Consider the following 25,704-nt stretch of genomic DNA (forward strand, 5'->3'; position numbering starts at 1 on the left):
CAATTCCCCCATTGGCTACCGCGCCAGCAACACCCAACCCACGCCGAGACATGGACCCGTATTCCGCGGCATCAAGCCGAAATAGGCGTTACTGACTCACGCTCCTAGCCTTGCGCGGGCGGTTGGCGTGGGCGGACGCGGATTCAGGGTGCGACCCGACGCCTGATTCACGCGATAGAGTTTCAGATGGTCGGTATGTCTTGATGTCGAGCTATTTTGCGGCAACGACTGCTGTCACCAACAATCTCAATTACCCATCATCATGTAGCGATCTACCGGCACCGGCAGGTGATCGCCACGACGCGGATTGGAAGAGCAGCGTGGACCTTTACGAATACCAAGCGAGAAACCTCTTTGAGGAATATGGTGTACCGGTTCTGCCGGGCATTATCGCCGATACCCCCGCCGAAGTACGTGCAGCGGCCGAGAAGCTCGGCGGCGTTGTCGTCGTCAAGGCGCAGGTCAAGGTCGGCGGCCGCGGCAAGGCCGGCGGCGTCAAGGTAGCCAAGACTCCGGATGACGCCGAGGCCGCAGGCCAGGGCATCCTGGGCCTGGACATCAAGGGCCACACCGTGCACCGCGTCATGGTGGCGGGAGGCGCCCGCATCAAGCAGGAGTTCTACTTCTCCGTGCTGCTGGACCGGTCCAACCGCTCCTACCTGTCGCTCGCCAGCTACGAGGGTGGCGTCGAGATCGAAATTCTCGCCGTCGAGAAGCCCGAAGCGCTCGCCTACACGGCCATCGACCCCGCGGTCGGCATCGACCTCGCCGTCGCGAAGCAGATCGCGATCGACGCAAAGTTCCCGGCCGAGCTCGTCGACAAGGTCGCTCCGGTCTTCGTCAAGCTCTACGACGTATTCACGGGTGAAGACGCGACCCTGGTCGAGGTCAACCCGCTCGTCCTCACCGAAGAGGGCGACATTATCGCCCTCGATGGCAAGGTCACGATCGACGAGAACGCCGATTTCCGTCACCCCAAGCACGCCCTCCTCGAGGACGCTGCCGCGGCTGACCCGCTCGAAGCCAAGGCAAAGGCCGCCGGCCTCAACTACGTCAAGCTCGACGGTGAAGTCGGTATCATCGGCAACGGCGCTGGACTCGTCATGTCAACCCTCGACGTTGTCGCCTACGCCGGCGAGAACTTCGGCAGTGTCAAGCCGGCCAACTTCCTCGACATCGGGGGCGGAGCATCCGCTGAGGTCATGGCTGCCGGCCTCGACGTCATTCTCGGTGACCCGCAGGTCAAGAGCGTGTTCGTCAACGTCTTCGGCGGCATCACCGCCTGCGACGCTGTCGCCAAGGGTATCGTGGGCGCGCTCGCCGAGCTCGGAAGCGCCGCCAACAAGCCGCTCGTGGTGCGCCTCGATGGCAACAACGTCGAGGAGGGTCGTCGTATCCTCGCCGAGGCGAACCACCCGCTCGTAACACTGGCCGCCACCATGGACGAGGGCGCCGCCAAGGCCGCCGAACTCGCCCACGCAGCGAAGTAAGGGACAACAATGTCAATCTTCCTCAACAAGGATTCCAAGGTCATCGTTCAGGGCATCACCGGAGGTGAGGGCACCAAGCACACCGCCCTCATGCTCAAGGCCGGTACCCAGGTCGTCGGTGGCGTCAACGCCCGCAAGGCCGGCACCACCGTCGTGCACGGCAACGTCGAACTCCCCGTCTTCGGCACGGTCAAGGAAGCCGTCGAGAAGACCGGCGCCGACGTGTCGATCATCTTCGTACCGCCGGTGTTCACCAAGGACGCCGTTATCGAAGCGATCGACGCCGAGATTCCGCTGCTCGTCATCATCACCGAGGGTGTCCCGGTGCAGGACTCGGCCGAGTTCTGGGCCTACGCCATCAAAAAGGGCAACAAGACCCGCATTATCGGCCCGAACTGCCCCGGCATCATCACGCCCGGTGAAGCACTCGTCGGCATCACCCCGGCCAACATCACCGTCAAGGGCCCGGTCGGACTCGTCTCCAAGTCGGGCACCCTGACCTACCAGATGATGTATGAACTGCGCGACCTCGGCTTCTCCACCGCGATCGGTATCGGTGGCGACCCCATTATCGGCACCACGCACATCGATGCCCTCGAGGCCTTCGAGAACGACCCGGAGACGCTCGCCATCGTCATGATCGGCGAAATCGGCGGCGACGCTGAAGAAAAGGCCGCCGAGTACATCAAGGCGCACGTCACGAAGCCGGTCATCGGCTACGTGGCCGGTTTCACCGCCCCCGAGGGAAAGACCATGGGCCACGCCGGCGCCATCGTCTCCGACGGAGCCGGAACCGCCCAGGGCAAGAAGGAGGCCCTCGAGGCCGCCGGAGTCAAGGTCGGCAAGACGCCGAGCGAGGCTGCGACCCTGCTGCGCGAGGCACTTGCCGCACTGTAAGTAGAACGTTTGAGGGGCTCGCCGGGTGACCGGCGGGCCCCTTTCTACGTGCGGCCTTGGCAAGCATTGTCACCGGGGCGATATAGGCTCACAACGGATGAACCGCATAACGACCGCCCTGCTCGCCGCTCTTGAGGCATTACTTGTTGTCGCCATCGGCATCGGCATCGCCATGGTGCCGCTCACCGTACTCTGGGCCGCCCACTTCGGCCTGTCCGTCGAATGGTTCGTGTTCTGGCGGGCCGCGGCCGATATCTGGCTGCTCGGCAACGGTGTCGACCTCACGGTGCAGCTCGGCCCGGACGTGGCGGCCGCGCTCGGCCTGGCGGGTGCCGCCACCCCTTTTCTGGTCACCGTCGTGCCGCTCGGCTTCGCCATGCTCTCCGTGCTCATGGGCATGCACACCGGCCGTCGCGCCGCCGAAACCCCGCACCGCTGGACCGGCGTCGGCGTCGCCGTGGGCACCTACGCCGTCCTCGCCGCGCTGGTGACCCTGTCCGCCGTCTCGGAGACGGTCACGCCCAACCAGCTGCAGGGGCTTCTGCTGCCGACGCTCATCTATGCGGTCGGCGTTGTGGTCGGGGCGGAACTGGGGCGGCGCCAGACCGTGGAAGTGGCGGAGCGTCTGGATCCGGTGAGCCGGCGCATCCGCTCGTGGTATCGAAAGCTGCCGCAAACCACCCGCATCGTGATCGCCGGGTCCCTGCGCGGCGGAACCGCTGCTGCCGCGGGGGTGCTGATCGTGTCGGCCGTGACCGTGGCCGTGCTTATCGCTCTCAACTATGCGACCATCATCGGGCTGTACGAGGCGGTGCAGGCCGGGGTGTTCGGCGGCGCCACGATCACCCTCGCGCAGCTCGCGCTCATTCCCAACCTCGTCATCTGGGCCGCAGCCTGGTTCATCGGCCCGGGAATCGCGATGGGAGTCGGCACCAGTGTCTCGCCGATCGGCACCGTGATGGGCACCTTGCCCGGCCTGCCCATCTTCGGCGCGCTGCCGCAGGGCACGCCGGCCTACGGATTTATCGGGCTTCTCGTTCCGGTGTTGATCGGCTTCGCATTCGCGGTCGTGACCCGGCAACGGCTGGATCTCCCCGATGTGCCCGAGCGACGGGTGGCCGAACGAAGTGCGATCGAACACATTCTCACCGGCCTCGGCATGGGCGTGGTCGCCGGAGCGCTGCTCGGGCTGCTCTCCTGGTGGTCGGCCGGCGCGATAGGCCCCGGCCGCCTCGTCGAGGTCGGCCCGAATCCGCTGCTGGTCGGCGCGCTCGCCGCAGCCGAAATCGGTGTCGCTGCGGCCCTCGGCATGCTTGCCGGCCGGGTGCGAGTCCCGTCGGGGCTCCCGGTCAAACGGTAAGCTCAAACGGTGCTGTCTATTGTCGTGCTGATCTCCGGCGGAGGATCCAACCTGCGAGCCCTGCTCGAGGTGTCCGAAGACGCCGAATTTCCGGCGCGAGTCATCGCGATCGGCGCCGACCGCGACGCCGACGGGCTGGAGCTCGGGATCGAATTCGGAATCCCGGCCTTCTCCGTTCCCTTCTCGTCGTTTAAAGACCGGGCGGCCTGGGGCGACGAACTGCTCGCCCAGATTCAGCAGTGGCAGCCCGACCTGGTCATACTCAGCGGCATGATGCGACTGCTGCCGCCGCGCGTCGTCGCCGCGCTGTCGCCGAACCTGATCAACACGCATCCGGCCTATCTGCCCGAATTTCCGGGAGCCCACGCCGTGCGTGACGCCCTCGCCGCCGGCGCCGTGCAGACCGGCGCGAGCATCATCGTCGTTGATAACGGCGTCGACGAGGGCCCCATTCTCGTCCAGGAACGCGTCGATATCGAGCCCGGCGACACCGAAACTTCCCTGCAGAATCGCATCAAGATCGTCGAACGACGCCTACTCATCCAGGCCGTGCTCGACATCGCAAACGGACATATGAACCTCAAGGAGAACTCCAAAGCATGAGTGGACACACCAACGCGCCCAGCACGTACCGTAACCGGGACCAGATCACTATCGAGCGCGCACTCATCTCCGTGAGCGACAAGACCGGCCTGCTCGACCTGGCCGCCGCCCTCAAAACGGATGGCGTCGAAATCGTTTCCACCGGATCCACCGCGGCCACGATCCGCGCCGCCGGCTACGACGTCACCGATGTGTCGGCCGTCACCGGGTTTCCGGAATCACTCGACGGCCGGGTCAAGACCCTGCACCCGGGCGTGCACGCCGGCATCCTCGCCGACCTGCGCCTCGAAACCCATGAAGCGCAGCTGGCCGAGCTCGGCATCAAGGCCTTCCAGCTCGTCGTCGTCAACCTGTATCCGTTCGTGGAAACCGCCGAGAGCGGTGCCGAACCGGCCGATGTGATCGAGCAGATCGACATCGGCGGACCGGCGCTCGTGCGGGCATCCGCTAAAAACCACGCCAACGTGGCGATCGTCGTCGACCCGGCCAGCTACGGTGAGATCATCGAGGCCGTCGCTGCTGGCGGTTCGACCCTCAAGCTGCGCCAGAAGCTCGCCTCGCTCGCCTTTGAGCACACCGCCGATTACGACCTGAGCGTGTCGGCCTGGTTCACCGAAAACGTCTACGACCAGTGGCAGGACGACGTCGAGGCGCTCGATGAGGACGTCGAGTTTGCGGCGGCCGACGACGACGAGGACGAGGAAGAGGCGCCGTTCCCCGAGGGGCTCGGCATCGAGGTCACCCGCGAAGCAATTCTGCGCTACGGCGAGAACTCGCACCAGGCCGCCGCGCTGTACGTTGGCGAGGGGGGCCGCGGCATCGCCCAGGCGCGACAGCTGCACGGCAAGGAAATGTCGTACAACAACTACGTCGATGCGGATTCCGCGGTGCGGGCCGCCTTCGACTTCAGCGAGCCGGCCGTCGCGATCGTCAAGCACGCCAACCCGTGCGGAATCGCCATCGCCAAGCCCAACGCGCCGGACGGAATCGCTTCAGCCCACCTGCGTGCGCACGCCTGCGACCCGATCTCTGCGTTCGGCGGCGTGATCGCTGCGAACCGCGTCGTCACGCTCGCCATGGCTGAAACGGTCAACGGAATCTTCACCGAGGTGCTCGTCGCCCCGGGATTCGAGCCAGCTGCGGTCGAGCTGCTCACCCAGAAGAAGAACATTCGCCTGCTCGAGCTGCCGGCCGACTACGAGCGTTCCTCGCTCGAACTGCACCAGATCTCGGGCGGCCTGCTCGTGCAGCAGACCGACAGCTTTGAAGAATTCAGCTCGGCCGGCTGGACCCTCGTGGCCGGCCCCGAAGTGGATGCCGCCACTCGCGCCGACCTGGAATTCGCGTGGATGTCCTGCCGTTCCGTGAAGTCGAACGCCATTCTGCTCGCGCATGCCGGGGCATCCGTCGGGGTGGGAATGGGCCAGGTCAATCGGGTCGACTCCTGCCACCTCGCCGTGAGCCGCGCCGGCGAGCGGGCCGAAGGATCGGTCGCCGCCTCTGACGCATTCTTCCCCTTCGCTGACGGGCTCGAAGTTCTGCTCGCCGCCGGAATCAAGGCCGTCGTGCAGCCCGGCGGATCGGTGCGCGACCCCGAAGTCATCGCCGCAGCCACCGCGGCCGGCGTCTCGATGTACTTCACCGGAGAGCGCCACTTCTTCCACTAGAGCGCGCGCAGAGCACCCTGAATCTCGCAGTCAGGGTGCTTTTTGCGTACCCGGGCCGCGCAGGTGTTCCCCCCCGCAGCGCGTGCCAGTTATCCTGTTCGAGGCGGTGCCACATAACGGCGCCACCGCATTCGGCTCACAAGGCCCGACACAACGGAGTTTCCATGACCCTCACGCACCCAGCCGCCGCCCTCGATTCCCTCGCGCAGATTCCACTTTCCCACGAGAAAGTGCTGATCACGACGGGAGAACGCTCAGGGCTCCTGATCACGGTCGCCGTTCATTCCACCCGGCTCGGCCAGGCCCTCGGCGGTGCGCGCCTGTGGCAGTACGCCACCTGGACCGACGCCGTAGCCGACGCCCTGCGCCTTTCTGCCGCCATGACCCTCAAGAACGCGGCCGCGGGCCTCAATCTCGGCGGCGGCAAATCGGTCATCTACTTGCCGCTCGGCACGGTGCTGACCGATGCCGAGAAGCGCCTGGCGATGCTCGATCTCGGCGACGCGATCGAGAGCCTGAACGGCGCGTACATGACCGCCGAAGACGTCGGCACGAGCGCCGAACTCATGGCGATCGTCGCCGAACGCACGAACCATGTCTGCGGGCTGCCCGCCGCGAGCGGCGGCGTCGGCGAACCGGCCGATGCAACGGCGGCCGGCGTCTACGCGAGCATCGAATCCACTCTGGAGGCGCTCTTCGGCAGCCGGGAGGTACGCGGCCGCCACCTCGTCGTCTCCGGACTCGGCCAGGTTGGCGGACGCCTGGCCCGAGCCCTCGCCGCGGCCGGCGCCACGCTCACCGTCACGGATATCAACCCCGACAAGCACGCCCTGGCCGAAGAGCTCGGCGCGAGCTGGGTGTCGGTCGCTGACGCGCACCGCGTGCACGCCGACCTGTTCGTGCCGTGCGGCCTCGGCGGCGTGCTGACGTCCGGCGTTATCGCGGAGTTGAACGTGCTGGGCGTGTGCGGCGCCGCCAACAACCAGCTCGCGGTGCCTGCCGGAGCGGCCCAGCTGGACGCGCGGGGCATCCTCTGGGCGCCGGATTTCGTCGTCAACGCCGGGGGAGTCGTCTACCTCGCCATGGCGAGCGAGCCGAACGCCGACCTCGGCCAGATCGCGGCCCGCGTCGCTGCTATCGGCACCGTGCTGACGCAGATCTTCACGGATGCCCGCGCGAGCGAGATCACGACGCTCGCGGCCGCCGAGATGCTCGCCGCTGCACGTCTGCACGCCGCCCGGTAGCCTCTTCAGTCTCTGGGTGTTTTCAGGACTGCGCCCGAAACGGGTGGCCACTACGCCGGTTACCGTAGCGACTGCCGATATCGGGCGCGGCCACGGGCGCGGCGCGGGTTCCGGCCACGAACGGGCCTGCGGACGGCGCCGCCGGCGACTACTCGCGCAGGTCGGCCGGGATGGTCGGTAGTACCCGCGCGGCAGCCCGGCGCTCCTTGAGCGTCGTGCGGGCAGCCTTGGCCAGCTCCGTGAGAATAGGAATGCCGGAGAGCAGAATGATGCCGATGATGAAGAACTCGGAGTACTTGGCGACGAATGCGAACTGGCCGAGGAAGTAACCGACCAGGGTGAGGCCGACGCCCCAGGCAAAGGCCCCGATCGCGTTGTAGGTCACGAAGCTGCGGTAGCGCATCTTGCCGACGCCGGCAGCGACCGGCACGAAGGCCCGAAATATGGGCAGAAAACGGGCCAAAATGATCGACTTGCCGCCGTGCTTGGCGAAGAAGGCGTTGGTGCGCTCGACGTTCTTCGGGTTGAAGAATCGGTTCTTCTCCCGCGAAAAGACCGCTGGCCCCGCTTTTCGGCCGATGACATAGGCGAGCTGATCGCCGGCGAACGCTGCCACGAATACGACCAGACAGGTCACCCAGATCGGCAGCGGCACCACCCCGGTCGCGGTGAGCAACCCCACCGTGAACAGCAACGAATCACCCGGCAGGAACGACAGTACGATGAAGCCGGTCTCGACGAACACAACCACGGCAACGCCCAGAAGCACGAACGACCCAAACGAATGGATCAGCCACTCAGAGTCGAGAAAATCGATTCCGAACAGGGTGGGCAGCATGAAGAATCCTTCCAGGACTCGCGATGGCACAGAAATTGGCATGCCCGCGATAGACGTTGCACCCAGACTACGGGACACCCACCTGTGAATTGCCGAGTGGGCGACGCGCGGCAAGCGGATGCTGCCGCACCAGAAAATCCTTGCCTTCCGCCCCCGGGTTCCCATATTCTGGAAGGCTGCCTGATCCGGGGGGCATGAGACACACATAACTTTCAGGCGCCCAGGAGGCAGACATGACAAAGACAGCACCGATCACGCTCGCACTGATTGCGAACGACGGCGCTCACTTTGGCGCCGGTGCCCCGGTCCCCGCCGCAACTGCGTCCCTCGTCGACTAGCCACCTTCTTGTCGCGCTCGGCCTGGTGCCGACGCCTGCATCGATCTTGTCCCGTCAGCATCCACTGATCACGGCCGCTGGGCACCCCGCTGACGCGTTTGTAGCGCCGATAAGTGTCGTCGTTTGCAATTTTCCTGTCGCCGGTACTGTTTGGTCTGGCGACCACAGTCATTCGCTGCACCGCCCACTCTGAAATTCGGGGGCGCGGGGCGCAGCCGCATCATCATCAGGACTGGACCATGACCACCACCGCTCCACTCGTACCGCCGTCCGAAGCAGACGTCCCAGCAGGCCGGGCCAACACGTTCCGCAGCCTGCAACGGCTCTACCCCTACGCCAAGCCGGCCCTGCCGCGCATCTACCTCGGTATGGTGGCTGCGCTGCTCGCCGGTCTCGTAGCCCTGGCCATCCCACAGGTTCTGGCCTGGCTGGTGGACGGCCCGCTGAGCCGGGTCGGCAACGGCGACAGCGCATCACAGATCTGGCCAGCCGTGTGGATCGTGCTCGCTCTCGGTGTGCTCGAGGCCATCATGATCGCCCTGCGCCGCTGGTTTGTGCTGACCCCAGGCACCCACATCGAGGCGCGCATGCGCAACCACCTCTATGCCCGGCTGCAGGACCTGCCGGTGAGTTTCCACGACCGCTGGCCGAGCGGCCAGCTGCTCTCGCGGGCCGTGAGCGACCTCAACCTCATTCGCCGCTGGGTGTCGTTCGGACTCGTGCTGCTCGTCGTCAACTTTCTCACCATCGTCGTCGGCGTCGCCATTCTGCTCTGGATGCACTGGCTGCTCGGCGTGATCTTCGTCGTCTGTTCCATTCCGATCTGGATCTACGGCTACGTCTTCGAGGAGAAGTACTCGGTGATCGCGCGCCGCAGCCAGGATCAGGCCGGCGACCTCGCGACCGCCGTCGAGGAGTCGGTGCACGGCATTCGCGTCCTGAAAGCGTTCGGTCGCGGCTCGTTCGCGCTGAAGAACTTCGCCTCGCAGGCCGAAAGTCTGCGCGGAACCGAGATCGAGAAGGCACGCGCTATCGCCGGAATTTGGCTCTGGTTGCTGCTCGTTCCCGACGTGGCGTTCGCGCTCTGCCTCGTGACCGGCGTTTGGCTCACCAGCCAGGGCGACCTCAGCGGCGGCGAACTGCTGGCGTTCTTCGCCACCGCAACCGTGCTGCGGTTTCCGGTGGAGTCGATCGGGTTTCTGCTGTCGATGACCTTCGACTCGCGCACCGCAACCGACCGATTCTTTGACATTCTCGATACCCCGAACGAGATCACCGACCCCGACAAGCCGTCCACCCTGACCGCGCCGCTCGGCCGACTCGCCTTCGAGAACGTGCACTTTCGCTACCCGGATTCGCCGGAGCGCTTTCCCGACCTGCTCGACGGCATCGACCTCGTTCTCGAACCGGGGGAGACCATGGCGCTGGTCGGGCTCACCGGCTCCGGCAAGAGCACCCTGACCGCGCTCACGACCCGCGTGTACGACGTGACCGCGGGCGCTGTGACGCTCGACGGCGTCGACGTGAGGGCGCTCAGTCGCGAGGAGTTGCGCAGCCACCTGGCCATGGCATTCGAGGATGCGACGTTGTTCTCGGCATCCGTCCGGGACAACGTTCTGCTCGGGCGTGCCGACCTGTCCGAAAACACTCCCGAAGCGGATGCCGCGCTCGCGCAGGCCCTGCAGATCGCGCAGGCCGGTTTCGTGCACGACCTGCCGCTCGGCGTGGACACTCTGGTGGGCGAGGAGGGCATGAGCCTGTCCGGCGGGCAACGGCAGCGCCTGGCGCTGGCGCGCGCGGTCGCGGCGCGGCCATCCGTTCTGATTTTGGATGACCCCCTGTCGGCGCTCGATGTGAACACCGAATCGCTCGTGGAGAACGCACTGCGCGAGGTACTCGTCGACACCACGGCGCTCATCGTGGCGCACCGACCGTCGACGGTCATGCTCGCCGACCGGGTGGCGCTGCTCGAGAACGGCCGCATCACCGCGGTCGGCACGCACTCGGAGCTGCTGCGCACCAGCCCGCACTACACCTTCGTCATCTCCAGCCTCGAAGACGAAGAACGCAGAGAATCGAACCGAGCGGGAGGATCGCTGTGAGTGTCAGCGGCGTCAAGGGCGAGGAACGCCACGACTTCACCAAGGCCGAAAGCAAACAGATTCGGGCTCGTTCGCTGCGGCTGCTTGGCTCGTTGCTGTTTCCGGTGCGCGCCAAGGTCGTGCTCGCCATGCTGGTCGTGGTCGTCTCGACCGCCGCGCAGGTGTCCGGCCCGGCGCTGATCGCCTTCGGCATCGACCGCGGCTTGCCCGCATTGCTCAAGCAAGACTGGATGCCGCTCGCCGCGACCGGCGCCACCTATCTCGTCGCCGGGGTGCTCGGCGCGCTGCTCATCGCCTGGTACACAGTGTTGAGCGCCCGGGTGAGCCAGGCCGTGCTGATCGACCTGCGCAAGCGGGTGTTCCTGCACACCCAGAAGCTCAGCCTGGAGTTTCACGAGTCGTACACCTCGGGCCGCATCATCTCGCGCCAGACCAGCGACCTCGACGCCATTCGGGAGCTGCTCGACTCCGGCATCAACCAGCTGGTACAGGGCATCCTCTATATGTCGTTCACCGCGATCGCTCTCGTGCTGCTCGATGGCACCAGCGGACTCGTGCTGCTCGGCGCGCTGCTGCCGCTGGTCATTCTCACCCGCTGGTTCCAGGTGCGCTCGCAGAGCCTGTTTCGACAGTCCCGGGTCGCCTCGGCGAGCCTGATCGTGACCTTCGTCGAGACCATGACCGGCATTCGCGCGGTGAAGGCGTTTCGCACCGAAAAGCACAACGAAACGGTGTTCGGCAAACTCGTCGAAAGCTACCGTATGGTCAACGCGCGCGTGATTCAGCTGTTCGGAGTGTTTGATCCGGGGCTCGTGCTGATCGGTAATGTGACGGTCGCGGCCGTGCTGCTCGTCGGCGGATTTCGGGTGGCCGACGGCCAGCTCGCAATCGGTGCGCTGCTCGCGACGCTGCTCTACACCCGCCGGTTCTTCGATCCGATGGAGGAGATGGCGATGTTCTACAACTCCTATCAGTCTGCTGCGGCGGCGCTCGAAAAGATCTCGGGTGTGCTCGAGGAGCGCCCGGGCGTGCCCGATCCGGTCGCCCCGGTCGACCTCTGGGAGGCTCGCGGGCGGGTGCGCTTCGACAATGTGCAGTTCGCTTACCAGATCGATCGGGAGATTCTCCCGCACTTCGACCTCGATATTCCGGCCGGGCAGACCATCGCCCTGGTCGGATCGACCGGAGCCGGCAAATCCACCCTCGCCAAGTTGATGAGCCGCTTCTACGATCCGACGGATGGCCGGGTGCGGCTCGACGACGTCGACCTGCGCGACCTGCACCCCAAGGACCTGCGCCGGGCGATCGTCATGGTCACCCAGGAGGCCTACCTGTTCAGTGGTTCGGTCGCCGAGAATATCGCCATCGGCAAACCGGATGCTTCGGCGACAGAAATTCGCGCCGCCGCGGCCGCCGTCGGTGCTCACGACTTCATTGAGAGTTTGCCGAACGGGTACGACACCGACGTGAACAAACGCGGCGGGCGGGTGTCGGCCGGTCAGCGCCAGCTGATTTCGTTTGCTCGGGCTTTTCTTGCGAACCCGGCGGTGCTCATCCTCGATGAGGCCACGTCGTCGCTCGACATTCCCAGCGAACGGCTCGTGCAGGAGGCGCTGCAGACTCTTCTGGCCGATCGCACGGCCGTGATCATCGCGCACCGGCTGTCGACGGTCGCGATCGCCGACCGGGTACTCGTGATGGAACACGGCCGCATCGTGGAAGACGGCACCCCGAACGACCTCATCTCGGGGACCGGCCGCTTCGCGACGATGCACGCCGCCTGGCGCGACTCCCTGGTGTAAGGGCCTCCGGGGCGACGAGCCTCCTCGTCGCCCCGGCCAACGAGTTTGTGCCGCGCTACGGTTGCGCAAATGCGCGGGCCTTCGGGTCCGGCCAGAGCTCCCGCGCCTCGCGAAGCCGGGCAATTTGTGTAGTCGAGCAGGGCGGGACTCGTCGGGCAGGAGGCCGAGGTATTCATGGGTTTCGGCGATGCGTCTGGCGACATGACGATTATGTCGTGAAGTTTGTATTAGCTAGACACGACATAACTTCATACATAGACATACAGATATGAGCACTTTCTCGTTGATCGATTTAACCAATTTGACGACGTGCACACTGGTGGTGATCGCAATCGTTGCGGCGGCGGCGGCGGCTGTTGCTGCGAGCGACGGAGTGCTGGGCAAGTTGGCGCACCGCATTTTGCGGCTCGTGGTTCACGTTCCCGACGCTCAGCTCGTTGCTGTCACTGTGGGGTGGTGGCGGAGAAGGCTGGCCGGAATGGCATGCGGTGTTCTTGTCGGAACGGCCGCCGCAAGCACATTTGTCTGGTGGGTCGGCGCGAACCGCAGCCACCCAGTTGTTGATCTGATCGTCGCGGGTGGGATCGCCGGAGGCACCTTTTGGTTCGACGCGCATCCGTCTGGCCCGTTTGTAGGCCTGCTTGGTATTCATCCCCGGCACCTCCATCAGAAGTACCCGCCAGGCCGCGGCGAGTTTCTCGGCGGTGATTGCCTGTTCCAGGGTGCCCAGGCCGCGCAGCAGGGCGTCACCGACCAAGGCTGAAGGTTCAGCGCGAGATGCCGGTGCCGGGCCAGGATTGGGGCCCGGCACCGTTATGTGCGCGGCGACCGCTGTGATTGAGCCGAGCGCGCGGCGCGGCAATCGAGCGCGCTACGTGGGCGGTGACCAGCGCGCGGCGCGGTAATCGACGCGGTAGGCGGCATCCGCTTCGATGGTGCTGGCAGCGGCAGACCGCAGCAACGGCGTGTTCTCGGCGCGGTAGTGCGGCAGCGCCTGGGCCGCATGACCGATCGGCGGATGCCCGCTGGCGCGAATCACGCGCCACCAGGCCACGTCGGAACCGTAGCGGGCCATTACCTGGCCGACGGCACGGGCGGCGCGGGAACCGAGCTGCGCGGCCACGCCGCCGTAGGTCATCACCCGACCCGGTGGGATCGAATCGACCACGCCGAGCACCCGGGAGACGAAGTCCTCGGGCCCACTCACTAAAGAAATTAGAGCTGCAGGGAGCCGATGACCTCGCCGAACTGGGTTTCGCCGACATCGACGAAACCGAGCCGGTGGAAGAAGGCCTCCGGGCCGTCGGCGCCCGGCTCCCAGATGACGTTGACGTGGTCGAATCCGCGTTCACGGGCTTCAGCGGCGAGGGCTTCAGCGGCGAACTTGCCGACGCCCTGACCCTGGGTCTCCGCGTTGACGTTGATGCGCCAGATGCAGGCGCGAAATTCTTCGTGCTCGGAGTTGGGGTCGAAGTTGCCGTGGATGAAACCAGCGACGACGCCGTCGAGGAGTACCACGCGCTGCCACGAGGTGGCCGGGTTGATCACCGAGGCGGCGACCGAATACGAGACCGGTGCGATGAATTGTTCCTGGCCCGGCTTGAGGCTCAGGTTGTTGGCCGCGACGATGTTTCGTGCGGATAATTCTTCCAGCTTCAGCTCACCCATGTGTTCAGGCTAACGTGCGTCCGGGGTAGCCGGTAGTCGAGAGGGCGTTTGGCCGCCGCAATTAACCTCGCAAATTTATCTCGATGTCAAGATAGTTGCCGGCCTCTAGTAAGCTTGACGGTGGTCGTGACGGCCACACTGAATAAAGAGGAGATATTTTTGTCGAAGATCAAGGTTGAGGGAACAGTAGTCGAGCTCGATGGCGACGAGATGACCCGTATCATCTGGCACGCGATCAAGGAAACGCTCATTCACCCGTACCTCGATATCGACCTCGAGTACTACGACCTCTCCATTCAGAAGCGCGACGAAACCAACGACCAGATCACGATCGACGCGGCCCACGCCATTCAGAAGCACGGCGTCGGCGTGAAGTGCGCGACCATCACGCCCGACGAAGCGCGGGTTGAAGAATTCGGCCTCAAGAAGATGTGGCTCTCGCCGAACGGCACCATTCGCAACATCCTCGGCGGTACCATCTTCCGCGAGCCGATCGTCATCTCCAACATCCCGCGCCTCGTGCCGGGTTGGAACAAGCCGATCATCATCAGCCGTCACGCTTACGGTGACCAGTACAAGGCCACCAACTTTCGTTTCAAGGGCAAGGGCACGCTCAGCATGACCTTCACCCCGCAGGACGGCAGCGAGCCGTCCACGTTCGAGGTGTTCGAAGCTCCCGGCGACGGCGTCGCCATGGGCATGTACAACCTCGACTCGTCGATCACCGACTTCGCCCGCGCCACCCTGGCTTACGGCCTCGAGCGCAACGTGCCGGTCTTTCTCTCGACCAAGAACACCATCCTCAAGGCCTACGACGGCCGGTTCAAGGACATCTTCCAGGACATCTTCGACGCCGAGTTCAAGACGGCGTACGAAGCGGCCGGTCTCAGCTACGAGCACCGCCTCATCGACGACATGGTCGCCTCGGCCATGAAGTGGGAGGGCGGCTACCTCTGGGCCTGCAAGAACTACGACGGCGACGTTCAGTCCGACACCGTCGCACAGGGCTTCGGCTCGCTCGGCCTCATGACCAGCGTGCTCTCCACTCCCGACGGCAAGATCGTCGAAGCTGAAGCCGCCCACGGTACCGTGACCCGTCACTACCGCCAGCACCAGCTCGGCAAGCCCACCTCGACCAACCCGATCGCGTCGATCTACGCCTGGACCCGTGGCCTGTCGCACCGCGCCAAGCTCGACAATAACGCGGCCCTGGCTGAGTTCGCCCTGACCCTCGAAGACGTCGTCATTAAGACCGTCGAGAGCGGCAAGATGACCAAGGACCTCGCGCTCCTGGTCGGCCCGGACCAGACGTACCAGACCACCGAGGAATTCCTCGCCTCGCTCGCTGAGAACCTGCAGACCCGCCTGGCGTAACCCACACCAGCCCAAAGGACCTCGACCGTTTTCGGTCGGGGTCCTTTTGCGTACACGAGTGGATGCCGACCCGCTGCGATACCCGAATCTGCGCGCTGGTGGTGAGCCGGCGGTGCGTCAGCCGGCGAGTGCGCCGGCCGCCTGGGAAACGTCGGAGGTCGTGCAGAGCTGACCCAGACTCCCCACCTGTGGGACCTGGGGACTGCCCCTATCCGGGGGTGGCCGAGCGCGCTACGGTCACGAGCGAAATGTGCATCGGAACAGTTTTTGTTTCTGTTGTGGAACGAGACCACCTCACACCCTTATCGGATTGGACACCCACGTGAGTTCTTTCTTCAGGCGCACGATGTCGTCGCCGGATGCTGCGCTGAAGCCAGCGTCCACATCGCGCACACGCCGCCGCGCCACAATCGCCGCCGCCGTCACCATTGCCCTGGTGGGCGCATCAACACTCGTCGGCGGGGCGCCGCCCGCACTGGCAGCGCCAGCCGCAACCGGCCTCGCCGGAAGCATCGGCTCGCCCAGCGGGCAGCGGATGGACTTCACCGCGGGCCGTTACATTGTGACCCTGAGCGACGATGCTGTCGCCCTGTATCGCGGCGGAGTCAACGGGTTCTCGGCGACGATGCCGGGCCTGGGCGCCAAACTCGACGCGCAGAGTCGCTCAGCCGAAACCTACCGGGACTACCTGACTCGCCTGCAGAGTGAACTGGCGGCATCCGTTGACGCCACGGTGGGGGCGTCGTACACGCTCGGGCTCAACGGATTCTCGGCAGAGCTCAGCGGTAAGCAGGCGGCGGCGCTCGCCGCGAAGAAGAACGTGGTGTCGGTGGTTCCCGACACCCTCCTGCACCTGACCGCCGAGTCGTCGACCGACTATCTGCGGTTGAGCGGCCCGACCGGGGTCTGGTCCAAGCTGGGTGGCCCGAGCAAAGCCGGCAAGGGCGTGGTGATCGGGGTGCTCGACTCGGGAATCGCGCCGGAAAACCCGTCATTCGCCGGCGACGCGCTCGGCACAACGCCCGGCGACGAGCCGTGGCTCGACGGTGACACGATCACCATGAACAAGGCCGACGGCAGCACCTTCACCGGCACCTGCCAGACCGGCGAGCAGTTCGCTGCGAGCGACTGCAGCACCAAGATCGTCAGTGCGCGGTACTACCTCGACGGGTTCGGCGCCGACCAGATCGGCACGGCCGCGACCGGAGAGTATGTTTCCCCGCGCGACGGCGACGGGCACGGTTCGCACACGGCGAGCACCGCCGGCGGCAACTTCGAGGTCGCCGCCAACGTCAACGGCGTCGACTTCGGTTCCATCTCGGGTGTCGCTCCGGCCGCCAAAATCGCGGCCTACAAGGTGTGCTGGTCCGGCCCCGATGCCACGACAGCGGATGATGACGGCTGCGCCGGCTCCGACATTCTGGCAGCCCTCGACCAGGCGATCGCCGATGGTGTCGACGTGATCAACTTCTCAATCGGCGGCAGCCCGGCTCAAACGACGTTCTCGCCGTTTGACCAGGCATTTCTGGGAGCTGCGGCGGCGGGAATCTTTGTGGCGGCATCCGCTGGAAACGCCGGCCCTGGCCCGTCGACCGTCGACAACGTCGCCCCGTGGATCACCACGGTCGCGGCGAGCACCATTCCGGCCTTCGAAGCCACGGCCACCCTTGGCAACGGTTCGGCCTATGCCGGAGCGTCGATCACCGTGGACCGTACGCCGGGAGCGACGCCGCTGTCGGGTTCTCTGGTGCGGGCCGATCTCGTGTCGGTCGACGGTTTCGAGCCGGCCGACGCGCTGCTCTGCGCGCCGAACTCGCTCGATACGGCGAAGGTGGCCGGCGCGATCGTGTTCTGTGAGCGCGGCGTCTACGACCGGGTCGCCAAATCGGCCGAGGTTCGGCGGGCCGGCGGCAGCGGAATGGTGCTGGTTAACCGCACCCCGCTCGACGTCGACCCGGACGAGCACTCGGTGCCGAGCATCCACCTGGATGCGCCGGCCTTCGACCCGATCTTCGCCTACGCGGCGACCGGCGGTGCGACGGTCACGTTCACTCCGGACAACACGACTGCCGAGCAGACTCCGGTGCCGCAGGTTGCCGGATTCTCCTCGCGTGGACCGTTGCTGGCCGACGGCGGTGACCTGCTCAAGCCCGATATCGCGGCCCCCGGCGTGGGAATTCTCGCCGACGGTGCCAACGCCGCCGGGGAAGACCCGACGTTCCAGTTCCTCTCGGGCACCTCGATGGCCAGCCCGCACATCGCCGGCCTGGCCGCGCTCTATCTCGGGGTGCGGCCGCTCGCGACGCCCGCCGAGATCAAGTCGGTCATGATGACGACCGCGCTGGACACCGTCGATTCCGCCGGTGTGCGCGTGACCGACCCGTTCGCACAGGGTGCCGGACAAGTCACCCCGTCGGCAATGGACTTTCCGGGGTTGATCTACCAGAGCGGTCCGGCCGACTGGCTGGCCTACCTGCAGGGGATCGGGTTCGATGCCGGCGTTGCACCGATAGACGCGAGCAACCTGAACCTGGCGTCGATCCAGATCGGTGCCCTCACGGCGCCGGAGACGATCACCCGCACGGTGACGGCCGTCCAGGTCGGCACCTACACAGCCACTCCGATCGAGATTGCCGGCATCGATGCGGTCGTTTCTCCAGCCGAGATGACGTTCACGAACGTCGGTGAGACGCAGAGCTACACGGTGACGTTCACTCGAACGGATGCCCCGCTCGACGTCTTCGCCACCGGCTCGCTGGACTGGGGCTACGGCGATGGCGGCTCGGGTGACCCTGGCGACTTCTTCTCCATCGTGCACAGCCCGATCGCGGTTCGTCCGGTCACCGTCATCGCCCCGACCGAGGTGGCTGGCGCCGGCGTGGACGGCACGGTCGATGTGACCGTCGCCCCCGGCGGGTCGGAGCCGGTGGCGCTGAACCTCAGCGGCCTGGCCAACGGGGTACACCAGAACAACGCCGACGACCCGTCCAGCCCCCACACCGATGCGGGCACGACCGGCGACCAGTTCGCCTACGAGGTGGAGATTCAGGGCGACCGGCTGGCCCGGTTCGACCTGAACGCCGTGGATGATTCTTCCGACCTCGACCTGTTCGTGCTGCTGCTCGACGGCCCGGGTGGCAACCCGATCGCCGGCTGGCAGTCGGCCACCGGATCCGCCGATGAGCATGTCGACCTAAGCGACCCGGAGGCCGGCTTCTATCAGGTCATCGTGGACGTCTTCTCGGGCACGACCGCGTTTGACGTGAACACGTTTTCGGTTTCGTCTGGCGAGCCCACGAACGGGTTCGCGGCGACGCCGCCGACGATTCAGGGGCCGCAGGGTGTGCCAATCACGTACGCGCTGAGCTGGGCCGGCCTGGTGCCGAACACGCCGTATCTGGGCGTGGTCGACTATGGCGACAGTTCGGCGTCAACGGTTCTCGCCATCGCGGCGAGCGAAGGCAGCGAACCGGTACTGAACACGGTGGCGCCGAGCATTTCGGGCACGCCCGAGATTGGTTCGGTGCTGACGGCTGACCCCGGCCAGTGGACCACGGCGGGTTTGACCTTCGGCTTCCAGTGGCAGAGCGACGGCGTCGACATCGCCGGCGCGACTTCGGCGACGTTCAAGCCGACGGCGGCGCTCGCCGGAACGACACTGACCGTGCTGGTCACTGCGTCGGTGCCGGACGGGGCCAGCGCAACGGCGACCTCGGCCGGGGTCGTGCTGAAGTACGCCGCGAAGGTGGCGGTGAGCCTCAACCACCGAGCCGTGTTCTTCTCCAGTCGCGTCACCGCGTCGATCACGGTCACCAGCAAGGGAGAAGTGGGCGACACTGCCACCATCACGGTCGACACGCGCCGCTTCACGGTGGCGCTCGATGAGAACGGGCGCGGCAGCGTGACGCTGCCGAAGCTCAGCCGTGGCCTCTACAAGGTCGCCGGGCAGTACGCCGGCAACGACCTGGTCGCGGCCGCGAAGAGCGCGTCACGCTCGCTGCTGATCGTGCGGTAGCCCCCGCGGCAGTGGTGCCCGGTCCCTGACCGCACTCTGGACGGGGCCCGGGCCCGCTTCCCTAAGGTGGGCCCGGGCCGGGAACGGGTTTCGAGGCTGGGCAGTTTAGGCTGGAGGGATGCGACTGGCGGGATGGATGCGGGGGCGACTCCGGGCATCCGCTGTACCCGAACCGGGCGTCAGCCTGAAACCGCGGCTGAACCGCGACGTGATCGTGCTCGGCGTCATCGCCTTCTTCGTGATGGTGGGCTTCGGCGTCGTCGTTCCGGTGCTGCCGGTCTACGTGCAGAGCTTCGGTGTCGGCAACCTCGAGGTCGGCGCGGTCGTCTCGGCCTTCGCTCTCATGCGGTTCGTGTTCAGCCCGGCCTGTGGTCGCCTGATCGACTGGGCTGGGGAACGAACCGTGCTCGCCGTCGGAATCGGCATTGTCGCACTCTCGAGCGGACTGGTCGGGGCGGCCGACAGCTACCTGCAACTGTTGCTGCTGCGCGGGGCCGGCGGCATCGGCTCCGCCATGTTCTCCGTGTCGGCCATGACGCTGTTGCTGCGCACGGCCGAACCGGGCCGCCGGGCCCGCGCGATCGGCTTCTACCAGGGCGGATTCCTCATCGGTGGCATGGCCGGCCCGGCGATCGGCAGTCTGCTCGCGACCATCTCGCTGACCGCACCTTTCTTCTTCTACGCCGGAACCCTCACCGTGGCCGGCCTGGTCGGGCTGTTCCTATTGCGCTCGGGCGGCCGGGGCAGCGCGCTGGCCGGCGCCGACGCATCCGCTGTGCGCACGCCGTTTCGCACCGTGCTGCGGGACGAGCGCTTTCGCGCGGCCTGCCTCGCGAATTTCGCGCAGGGCTGGACCTCGCTCGGGGTGCGCACCACCCTCATTCCACTGTTCGTGGTCGTCGTGCTCGGGGGGACGAGTTCGTGGACCGGGATCGCGTTGGCTGCCGCAGCCGTCGCCCAGGCGCTCGCGCTCGCTCCGGCGGCCCGGTTTGTCGACACCGTCGGCCGTAAACCGGCCATTATCGGGGCATTCACTGTGGCCGGGCTCTCGATCGTTGCCATCTCGTTTGCGCCGAACATCTGGGTGCTCGGCGGTCTGCTCTGCGTCTACGGGGTCGCCGCCGCCTTCATGGGCACCGCTCCCGCCGCGGCGGTCGGCGATGCGGCCGGGGCGCGCGGGGGCCGCCCGGTCTCGATGTTCTCCATGTGCGCGGATGCCGGTGCGATCGTCGGTCCGCTGGTTGCCGGCCTGCTCGTCGACGCCTTTTCGTTCTCGGCCGGATTTGCCGTCGGCGCCGTGTTCCTGCTGATCGCCGCCGCCTATGCGCTGCGGATGCCGTCCGAGCGCCGCGTCGCCGCCTGAGTCCGATGGGGCGGCGTCAGGTCGGTCGCGCGCGGGTGGCTTATTCAGGACAGGCCAATGCCGCACGCCGAACTTCCGCATGATTGCGGGGCGCTCGCAGGGCGGCGGTGGCCGATTTTCCGAAATAGCCACAGGAAAGCGCGCGTGAGCGGTTGGGTTGGGAATACTTTGGCACGTTCATGCGTTTGCATGAATAACAAACTCGCCAGGAGGACCTCATGACAGTACAGACCACCGGACTGCACCACGTCACCGCGATTGCCGGTGCCCCACAACGCAACATCGACTTCTACGTGACCGGGCTGGGACTTCGTCTCGTCAAGAAAACCGTCAACTTCGACGACCCGGGCACCTACCACCTGTACTACGGCGACGATTCCGGCCGACCCGGCTCGCTGCTCACCTTCTTTCCCTGGACCGGCATTCGCAGCGGCCACACCGGCGCGGGCCAGTCGACCACGACCGCGTTCTCCGTTCCGGCCGGCAGCATCGGCTGGTGGAAGGACCATTTCGCCAAGCTCGGTGTGGAATCCGCCGTGACCGGGCGCTCGTCCCACGAGGAGCGGCTCTCGCTGCGCGACCCCGACGGGCTTCAGCTCGACCTGGTGGCATCTTCAACTGTGGATCCGCGCAATCCCTGGGATTCCGCATCCGTTCCCGCTGAATTCGCGGTGCGCGGGCAGCACTCGTCGGTGCTCACCGTCGCCGACCCGGCGAAGACCGTCCAGGTGCTCACGGACGACCTCGGCATGCACGTCATCTCTGAAACGGATGGCCGCACTCGCGTTGGTGCCGGCGATGGCGCGCCCGGAAACCTCGTCGACGTGCTCGCCGACCCCTCCGGAACCCCCGGCCTGACCGCCGGCGGCAGCGTGCACCACGTGGCCTTCCGGGTGCCAGACCGCGCCACCCAGGCCGAATGGCGTGAACAGCTCGCCGACCGCGGTTACGGCGTGACCGCTATCCTGGACCGCCAGTACTTCACCTCGATCTACTTTCGCGAACCCGGCGGCGTGTTGTTCGAACTCGCCACCGACACCCCCGGCTTCGACATCGACGAGCCGCTGCTCGAACTTGGTCGCTCGCTCAAGCTGCCGCCGTGGCTCGAGCCGAGCCGCGAGGCCATCGAGAACGCGGTGGCGCCGATCGTGCTGCCGCCCGAGAATAACCCGGCGGTAGTGGATGCTCCAGCGCCGGTCGCCGCCTCGGTCGCCGCCTCGATCACCGAATGAGCGACGCGACGCCGCAGGCCGAGTGGCCGCACCTGTTTCGCCCGGGCTCGGACGACGCCCGCGTGCTGCTGATGTTGCACGGGACCGGGGGCAACGAGCAGGAGATCGCCGGGCTCGCCAGCGCGCTCGATCCCACCGCTGCGATACTCGCCCCGCGCGGTCGGGTGCAGGAGAACGGCATGAATCGTTGGTTCCGGCGACTGTCCGAGGGTGTGTTCGACACCGCGGACGTGGCCCGACGCGCTGACGACCTCGCCGCGTTTCTGACCTGGGCGCGCGCCACCTACGCGCTCGGCGACCGGCCGATTGTTGCCGTCGGCTTTTCCAACGGCGCCAATATTGCCCTGGCGACGGCGCTTCTGCACCCGAAGGTGCTGCCTCGCGTGATTGCGTTCTCCGGCATGCATCCGCTCGCCCCCTCGCTCGACGCCGACCGCGGGATCGACGCGCGGGTCGCTGCCGGAGATCTGAGCGCATCCGCTGTGTTGCTACTGAATGGTCGAACCGACCCGATGGCTCCGCTCGGCAGTGTGCAGAAGCTCGCGACCATGCTCGAGCAGCGCGGTGCGAAGGTGCAGTCGGAGCTGCGCCCCGGTGGCCACGGCATCACCGAAACGGATGTCGCCGCCGCGGTGGCCTGGTTGGCCTAGCCCCGCGAGAGCGCAAAAAGTGCCCGTTTGACACGTTCAATCGGGCACTTTTTGCGCTCTCGCGCAACGGGTTAGCGCAGCTCTGTGCGACCGGAGATGACGCCGCTGACCGTCGCGACGACGGCGAAGATCACCGTGACGATGGGGAATCCGAGGTCCCACCAGGCGATGGCCGCCGCGCCGAAGATGGCGATTTCGATGAACGCCTTGCCGAACGGGTCGAGGCGGAACACCGCCTTGGGGGAGCGGAACAGCGCCCAAACCAAAATGGCGAAGGCGGGGGCGGCGAGTCCGACCAGCACCCCGGGCCAGGGGAGCGGCCAGGCCAGGAAGCCCCAGATGCCGAGGCTGATGAAGGCGAAGAGTTCGAGCACGAACCGGAGCATGTCGTTGGGGCCGATTTTCGGCAGGGCGCGCGTGTCTGTCACCCGTCAATCTTACCGATCCGCCGTGCCGTCGCTTTCCGGGCCCGGGCCCGGAAAGCGGGCCCACGATAGATCATGGGCCCCGGACCGTAAGGTGGGCCCGGGCCGCGCGAGGGTGCTGGGTGGTTCAGGCCGTGCCGGGCCGGGGCCCCGTCCCCGGCTACTTGAAGATGATCGTGCGGGCACCGTCGAGCAGCACCCGGTTCTCGGCGAACCACTTCACCGCCTGGGTCAGGGTGCGGCTCTCCTCGTCCTGCCCGATCGACACCAGCTCGGCCGGAGTGCGAGAGTGGTCGACGCGCACGACGTTTTGCTCGATGATCGGTCCTTCGTCGAGGTCGCCGGTCACGAAGTGTGCGGTCGCGCCGATGAGCTTGACGCCGCGGGCATGCGCCTGGCGGTACGGGTTGGCACCCTTGAAACCGGGCAGAAATGAGTGGTGAATGTTGATGGCGCGCCCGCCCAGCCGTGCGCACAGCTCCGGCGAGAGGATCTGCATGTAGCGGGCGAGCACGACGAGTTCGATATCGAGCTCGTCGACCGTCTCGATGACGCGAGTTTCAAAGTCGGCCTTGCTGGCCGCATCCGTTATGGGCAGTGATTCGAACGGCACGCCATAGAACCCGACCAGGTCGCGCAGGGTGCCGTGATTGCTCAGCACGAGCGGAATCTCCACCGGAAGCTGGCCGCCGCGCTGGCGAAACAGCAGATCATTGACGCAGTGCCCGGCCGAGGACGCGAGCACGAGCGTGCGCAGCGGGCGCCCCACGACATCGACGATCGACGCCATCGCGTAGCGCTCGATCACCGGGGCGAGCGCCGCCTCGAGTTCAGGTCGGGTCACCGGGGACTGCACCTGCAGGCGGATGAAAAATCGTCCGGTGTCGGCGTTGGAGAATTGCTGGCTCTCCGAGATATTGCCGTGCGCCTTTACGATCGCGCCGGTGACGGCGTGCACGATTCCGGGCTGATCGGCACAGACCAACGTGATTACCCAGTGATGCGGAGAAGTCATCCGACCAGAATACCGGGCCGGCGAGCGGATGCTGCTGACCGGCCGATCCCGCCGGCACCACGAGCGGATGCTGCTGACCTTCAGCCCCGGCCCGAGCCATGCTCGGTCCCGACGCACTGGCTGCCTGCTGCCTGCCCGCCCAGTTGACCCGCCAGCACCGTCCGGTACACTCGACGTGGTCGCGCTGAACAAGCCGGCCCCGGGCGCGCACGTCGGCGCGCAGCCGGCTCCGGTGCGAACGACCGGACGCCCGCCGAGCCACCAGTATGAGTGCATCCATGACCAATACCGCCAACATCTTTCTGCCCACCGTGCCGCGCACCCCTGCCGCGAAGGCCACGCAGTCGTTCCCCTGGGTCGGCCTGATCACCCTCGCCGCCGCCGTTTTTCTGTCGGTCACCTCCGAGATGCTGCCGACCGGCCTGCTGCCGGAGATGAGCGAGAGCCTGAACGTCACCGAGAGCCAGATTGGCCTGCTCGTGTCGTGGTTTGCGTTCACTGTCGTCGTCACCAGCGCGCCCGTCGCGATCCTGACCCGCCGGTTTCCGCGGCACGGACTCATCATTATCGTGCTCGTCATCTTCGCGCTCAGTAGCGTGCTCACCGCCATCGCGCCGACCTACGAGCTGGTCGTCGCGGCGCGGGTGCTCGGCGGCGTCGCTCACGGCCTGTTCTGGTCGGTGGTCGGTGCCTACGCCGCCCACCTCGTGCCCAAGGCGCAAATCGGCCGTGCCGTGTCGATCACCGTCGCCGGCGGAACGCTCGCCTTCGTGTTCGGTGTGCCGCTCGGTACCGCGGCCGGCCATCTGCTCGGTTGGCGCCTCTCCTTCGTCGCCCTCGGCGTGCTCATGCTGATCGGCGCCGCCCTGGTCTGGAAATTCCTGCCCCCGGTCGCCCGGCATTCCACAAGCACGTCCACAACGGATGCCGCCGCATCCGCTCCCCAGGGCGGTCGCCGCGACGCAACCATTCCCGCTGTCGTGCTGATCTGCTTCATCACCGGCATCACCATGATCGGCCACTACAGCTTCTACACCTACATCGCGCCGTTTCTGCTCGACGGTCTCGGCGTCGCCGCGAGCCAGCTGGCACCGCTGCTCTTCGCCTACGGTGTCGCCGGGGCGATCGGGCTGCTGCTCGTCGGCACCGTCTTCGGTCCGCGTCCGACGCTCGGCCTCGTGCTCGGTCTGGCGACCAGCGCTGTGAGCGTCACCCTGCTCGCCCTGTTCAGTGCCACTCTGCCGGTCGCGCTCGCCGCGTTCGTGCTCTGGGGAATGGCCTTCGGAACCTTGCCACCGTTGATGCAGACCCGAATGCTGCACGCTGCGTCCCCGGAGATTCGCGACACCGCCTCCGCCTTCTATACCACCGCATTCAACGCCGGAATCGGTGGCGGCGCGCTGCTCGGCGCGGTGCTGATCGAGACCGTTGGGCTCGAGTTCGTGCCGCTGGTCTACGTGGGTTTGCTCGTCGTCGCGCTCGCGCTCGTGGTCGTCACCGACCTGGTCGGCCGCCGCCGCTCCTGACGTTTTCATCACTCTGACTTCGTCCAGGCCGGGGACCGCACCGGAGGCTACCGCTGCACGTTTGCGGCGTCGACGGCAGACCGTCCCCTGTCGGC

The 25,704-nt window shown here is 66.4% G+C and carries 20 protein-coding genes; 15 read left to right on the forward strand and 5 right to left on the reverse strand.

Annotated features, from left to right (window positions below):
- Positions 1 to 320 precede the first annotated feature (320 nt).
- From sucC to E3O45_RS00310, 6 genes are all read left to right on the forward strand, one after another.
- Positions 321 to 1,490 (forward strand): ADP-forming succinate--CoA ligase subunit beta, encoded by a 1,170-nt coding sequence (gene sucC, locus E3O45_RS00285; protein ID WP_134441043.1) that lies wholly within the window; start codon positions 321 to 323, stop codon positions 1,488 to 1,490.
- Positions 1,491 to 1,499: 9 nt separating this feature from the next.
- On the forward strand, positions 1,500 to 2,387 hold the full coding sequence (sucD, locus tag E3O45_RS00290; protein WP_092449599.1) for a succinate--CoA ligase subunit alpha: 888 nt from the start codon (positions 1,500 to 1,502) through the stop codon (positions 2,385 to 2,387).
- A gap of 97 nt (positions 2,388 to 2,484) precedes the next feature.
- Entirely contained in the window at positions 2,485 to 3,747 is a 1,263-nt protein-coding gene (locus E3O45_RS00295; RefSeq protein WP_134441044.1) for a DUF6350 family protein, read from the forward strand.
- 9 nt (positions 3,748 to 3,756) lie between these two features.
- Complete coding sequence (gene purN, locus E3O45_RS00300; RefSeq protein ID WP_092449603.1) at positions 3,757 to 4,350, forward strand: phosphoribosylglycinamide formyltransferase; 594 nt, start codon at positions 3,757 to 3,759, stop codon at positions 4,348 to 4,350.
- Entirely contained in the window at positions 4,347 to 6,017 is a 1,671-nt protein-coding gene (gene purH, locus E3O45_RS00305) for a bifunctional phosphoribosylaminoimidazolecarboxamide formyltransferase/IMP cyclohydrolase (protein ID WP_134441045.1), read from the forward strand. Before purN ends, purH begins: the two co-directional genes overlap by 4 nt.
- A 164-nt stretch (positions 6,018 to 6,181) precedes the next feature.
- Complete coding sequence (locus E3O45_RS00310) at positions 6,182 to 7,261, forward strand: Glu/Leu/Phe/Val dehydrogenase dimerization domain-containing protein (protein ID WP_134441046.1); 1,080 nt, start codon at positions 6,182 to 6,184, stop codon at positions 7,259 to 7,261.
- A gap of 148 nt (positions 7,262 to 7,409) precedes the next feature.
- On the opposite strand, the gene E3O45_RS00315 is transcribed toward E3O45_RS00310, so the two are convergent.
- Positions 7,410 to 8,099, reverse strand: coding sequence for a DedA family protein (locus E3O45_RS00315; RefSeq protein WP_092449610.1), 690 nt, complete (start codon positions 8,097 to 8,099; stop codon positions 7,410 to 7,412).
- Between the two features lie 577 nt (positions 8,100 to 8,676).
- Here E3O45_RS00315 and E3O45_RS00320 point away from each other — a divergent pair.
- The 3 genes from E3O45_RS00320 (at position 8,677) to E3O45_RS00330 (ending at position 13,104) form a co-directional block, all read left to right on the forward strand.
- A complete protein-coding gene (locus E3O45_RS00320) occupies positions 8,677 to 10,539 on the forward strand; it encodes an ABC transporter ATP-binding protein (RefSeq protein ID WP_134441047.1) in 1,863 nt (620 codons plus the stop codon).
- The gene (locus E3O45_RS00325) at positions 10,536 to 12,341 is read left to right on the forward strand and encodes an ABC transporter ATP-binding protein (RefSeq protein ID WP_134441048.1); all 1,806 of its coding nucleotides are present in this window, start codon (positions 10,536 to 10,538) and stop codon (positions 12,339 to 12,341) included. The genes E3O45_RS00320 and E3O45_RS00325 overlap by 4 nt, the downstream gene beginning before the upstream one ends.
- 268 nt (positions 12,342 to 12,609) lie before the next feature.
- Positions 12,610 to 13,104, forward strand: a complete 495-nt coding sequence (locus E3O45_RS00330; RefSeq protein ID WP_134441049.1) for a hypothetical protein — start codon at positions 12,610 to 12,612, stop codon at positions 13,102 to 13,104.
- A gap of 108 nt (positions 13,105 to 13,212) precedes the next feature.
- Here E3O45_RS00330 and E3O45_RS00335 read toward each other — a convergent pair whose 3' ends face one another.
- Positions 13,213 to 13,548, reverse strand: coding sequence for an MGMT family protein (locus tag E3O45_RS00335; RefSeq protein WP_370450280.1), 336 nt, complete (start codon positions 13,546 to 13,548; stop codon positions 13,213 to 13,215).
- 8 nt (positions 13,549 to 13,556) lie between these two features.
- Positions 13,557 to 14,009, reverse strand: coding sequence for a GNAT family N-acetyltransferase (locus tag E3O45_RS00340; protein WP_134441051.1), 453 nt, complete (start codon positions 14,007 to 14,009; stop codon positions 13,557 to 13,559).
- Positions 14,010 to 14,168: 159 nt separating this feature from the next.
- Here E3O45_RS00340 and E3O45_RS00345 point away from each other — a divergent pair, with 159 nt between their 5' ends.
- From E3O45_RS00345 to E3O45_RS00365, 5 genes are all read left to right on the forward strand, one after another.
- On the forward strand, positions 14,169 to 15,383 hold the full coding sequence (locus E3O45_RS00345; RefSeq protein WP_134441125.1) for an NADP-dependent isocitrate dehydrogenase: 1,215 nt from the start codon (positions 14,169 to 14,171) through the stop codon (positions 15,381 to 15,383).
- A gap of 322 nt (positions 15,384 to 15,705) precedes the next feature.
- Positions 15,706 to 19,398: a S8 family serine peptidase gene (locus E3O45_RS00350; RefSeq protein ID WP_241985151.1), complete on the forward strand. Its 3,693-nt coding sequence runs from the start codon at positions 15,706 to 15,708 to the stop codon at positions 19,396 to 19,398.
- 118 nt (positions 19,399 to 19,516) lie between these two features.
- Positions 19,517 to 20,761, forward strand: coding sequence for an MFS transporter (locus tag E3O45_RS00355; protein ID WP_241985152.1), 1,245 nt, complete (start codon positions 19,517 to 19,519; stop codon positions 20,759 to 20,761).
- Positions 20,762 to 20,979: 218 nt separating this feature from the next.
- Positions 20,980 to 21,993: a ring-cleaving dioxygenase gene (locus E3O45_RS00360; protein WP_134441052.1), complete on the forward strand. Its 1,014-nt coding sequence runs from the start codon at positions 20,980 to 20,982 to the stop codon at positions 21,991 to 21,993.
- Entirely contained in the window at positions 21,990 to 22,643 is a 654-nt protein-coding gene (locus tag E3O45_RS00365) for an alpha/beta hydrolase (protein ID WP_134441053.1), read from the forward strand. Before E3O45_RS00360 ends, E3O45_RS00365 begins: the two co-directional genes overlap by 4 nt.
- Before the next feature lie 71 nt (positions 22,644 to 22,714).
- Here E3O45_RS00365 and E3O45_RS00370 read toward each other — a convergent pair whose 3' ends face one another.
- Positions 22,715 to 23,071: a YrdB family protein gene (locus E3O45_RS00370; RefSeq protein ID WP_241985153.1), complete on the reverse strand. Its 357-nt coding sequence runs from the start codon at positions 23,069 to 23,071 to the stop codon at positions 22,715 to 22,717.
- Positions 23,072 to 23,228: 157 nt separating this feature from the next.
- Positions 23,229 to 24,083 (reverse strand): formyltetrahydrofolate deformylase, encoded by an 855-nt coding sequence (gene purU / locus E3O45_RS00375; RefSeq protein WP_134441054.1) that lies wholly within the window; start codon positions 24,081 to 24,083, stop codon positions 23,229 to 23,231.
- A 278-nt stretch (positions 24,084 to 24,361) separates the two neighbouring features.
- Here purU and E3O45_RS00380 point away from each other — a divergent pair, with 278 nt between their 5' ends.
- Entirely contained in the window at positions 24,362 to 25,609 is a 1,248-nt protein-coding gene (locus E3O45_RS00380; RefSeq protein WP_134441055.1) for an MFS transporter, read from the forward strand.
- The last annotated feature ends 95 nt before the right edge of the window (positions 25,610 to 25,704 follow it).

This window comes from Cryobacterium sp. TMS1-20-1 (assembly GCF_004402355.1).
Lineage (GTDB): Bacteria > Actinomycetota > Actinomycetes > Actinomycetales > Microbacteriaceae > Cryobacterium > Cryobacterium levicorallinum.

Excerpts from the sequence above, each read along its gene's own strand:
- sucD (WP_092449599.1), top strand. The coding sequence starts at position 1,500 with ATGTCAATCTTCCTCAACAAGGATTCCAAGGTCATCGTTCAGGGCATC.
- E3O45_RS00295 (WP_134441044.1), top strand. The coding sequence starts at position 2,485 with ATGAACCGCATAACGACCGCCCTGCTCGCCGCTCTTGAGGCATTACTT.
- purH (WP_134441045.1), top strand. The coding sequence starts at position 4,347 with ATGAGTGGACACACCAACGCGCCCAGCACGTACCGTAACCGGGACCAG.
- E3O45_RS00310 (WP_134441046.1), top strand. The coding sequence starts at position 6,182 with ATGACCCTCACGCACCCAGCCGCCGCCCTCGATTCCCTCGCGCAGATT.
- E3O45_RS00315 (WP_092449610.1), bottom strand. The coding sequence starts at position 8,099 with ATGCTGCCCACCCTGTTCGGAATCGATTTTCTCGACTCTGAGTGGCTG.
- E3O45_RS00320 (WP_134441047.1), top strand. The coding sequence starts at position 8,677 with ATGACCACCACCGCTCCACTCGTACCGCCGTCCGAAGCAGACGTCCCA.
- E3O45_RS00330 (WP_134441049.1), top strand. The coding sequence starts at position 12,610 with ATGAGCACTTTCTCGTTGATCGATTTAACCAATTTGACGACGTGCACA.
- E3O45_RS00340 (WP_134441051.1), bottom strand. The coding sequence starts at position 14,009 with ATGGGTGAGCTGAAGCTGGAAGAATTATCCGCACGAAACATCGTCGCG.
- E3O45_RS00355 (WP_241985152.1), top strand. The coding sequence starts at position 19,517 with ATGCGACTGGCGGGATGGATGCGGGGGCGACTCCGGGCATCCGCTGTA.
- E3O45_RS00360 (WP_134441052.1), top strand. The coding sequence starts at position 20,980 with ATGACAGTACAGACCACCGGACTGCACCACGTCACCGCGATTGCCGGT.
- E3O45_RS00365 (WP_134441053.1), top strand. The coding sequence starts at position 21,990 with ATGAGCGACGCGACGCCGCAGGCCGAGTGGCCGCACCTGTTTCGCCCG.
- purU (WP_134441054.1), bottom strand. The coding sequence starts at position 24,083 with ATGACTTCTCCGCATCACTGGGTAATCACGTTGGTCTGTGCCGATCAG.
- E3O45_RS00380 (WP_134441055.1), top strand. The coding sequence starts at position 24,362 with ATGACCAATACCGCCAACATCTTTCTGCCCACCGTGCCGCGCACCCCT.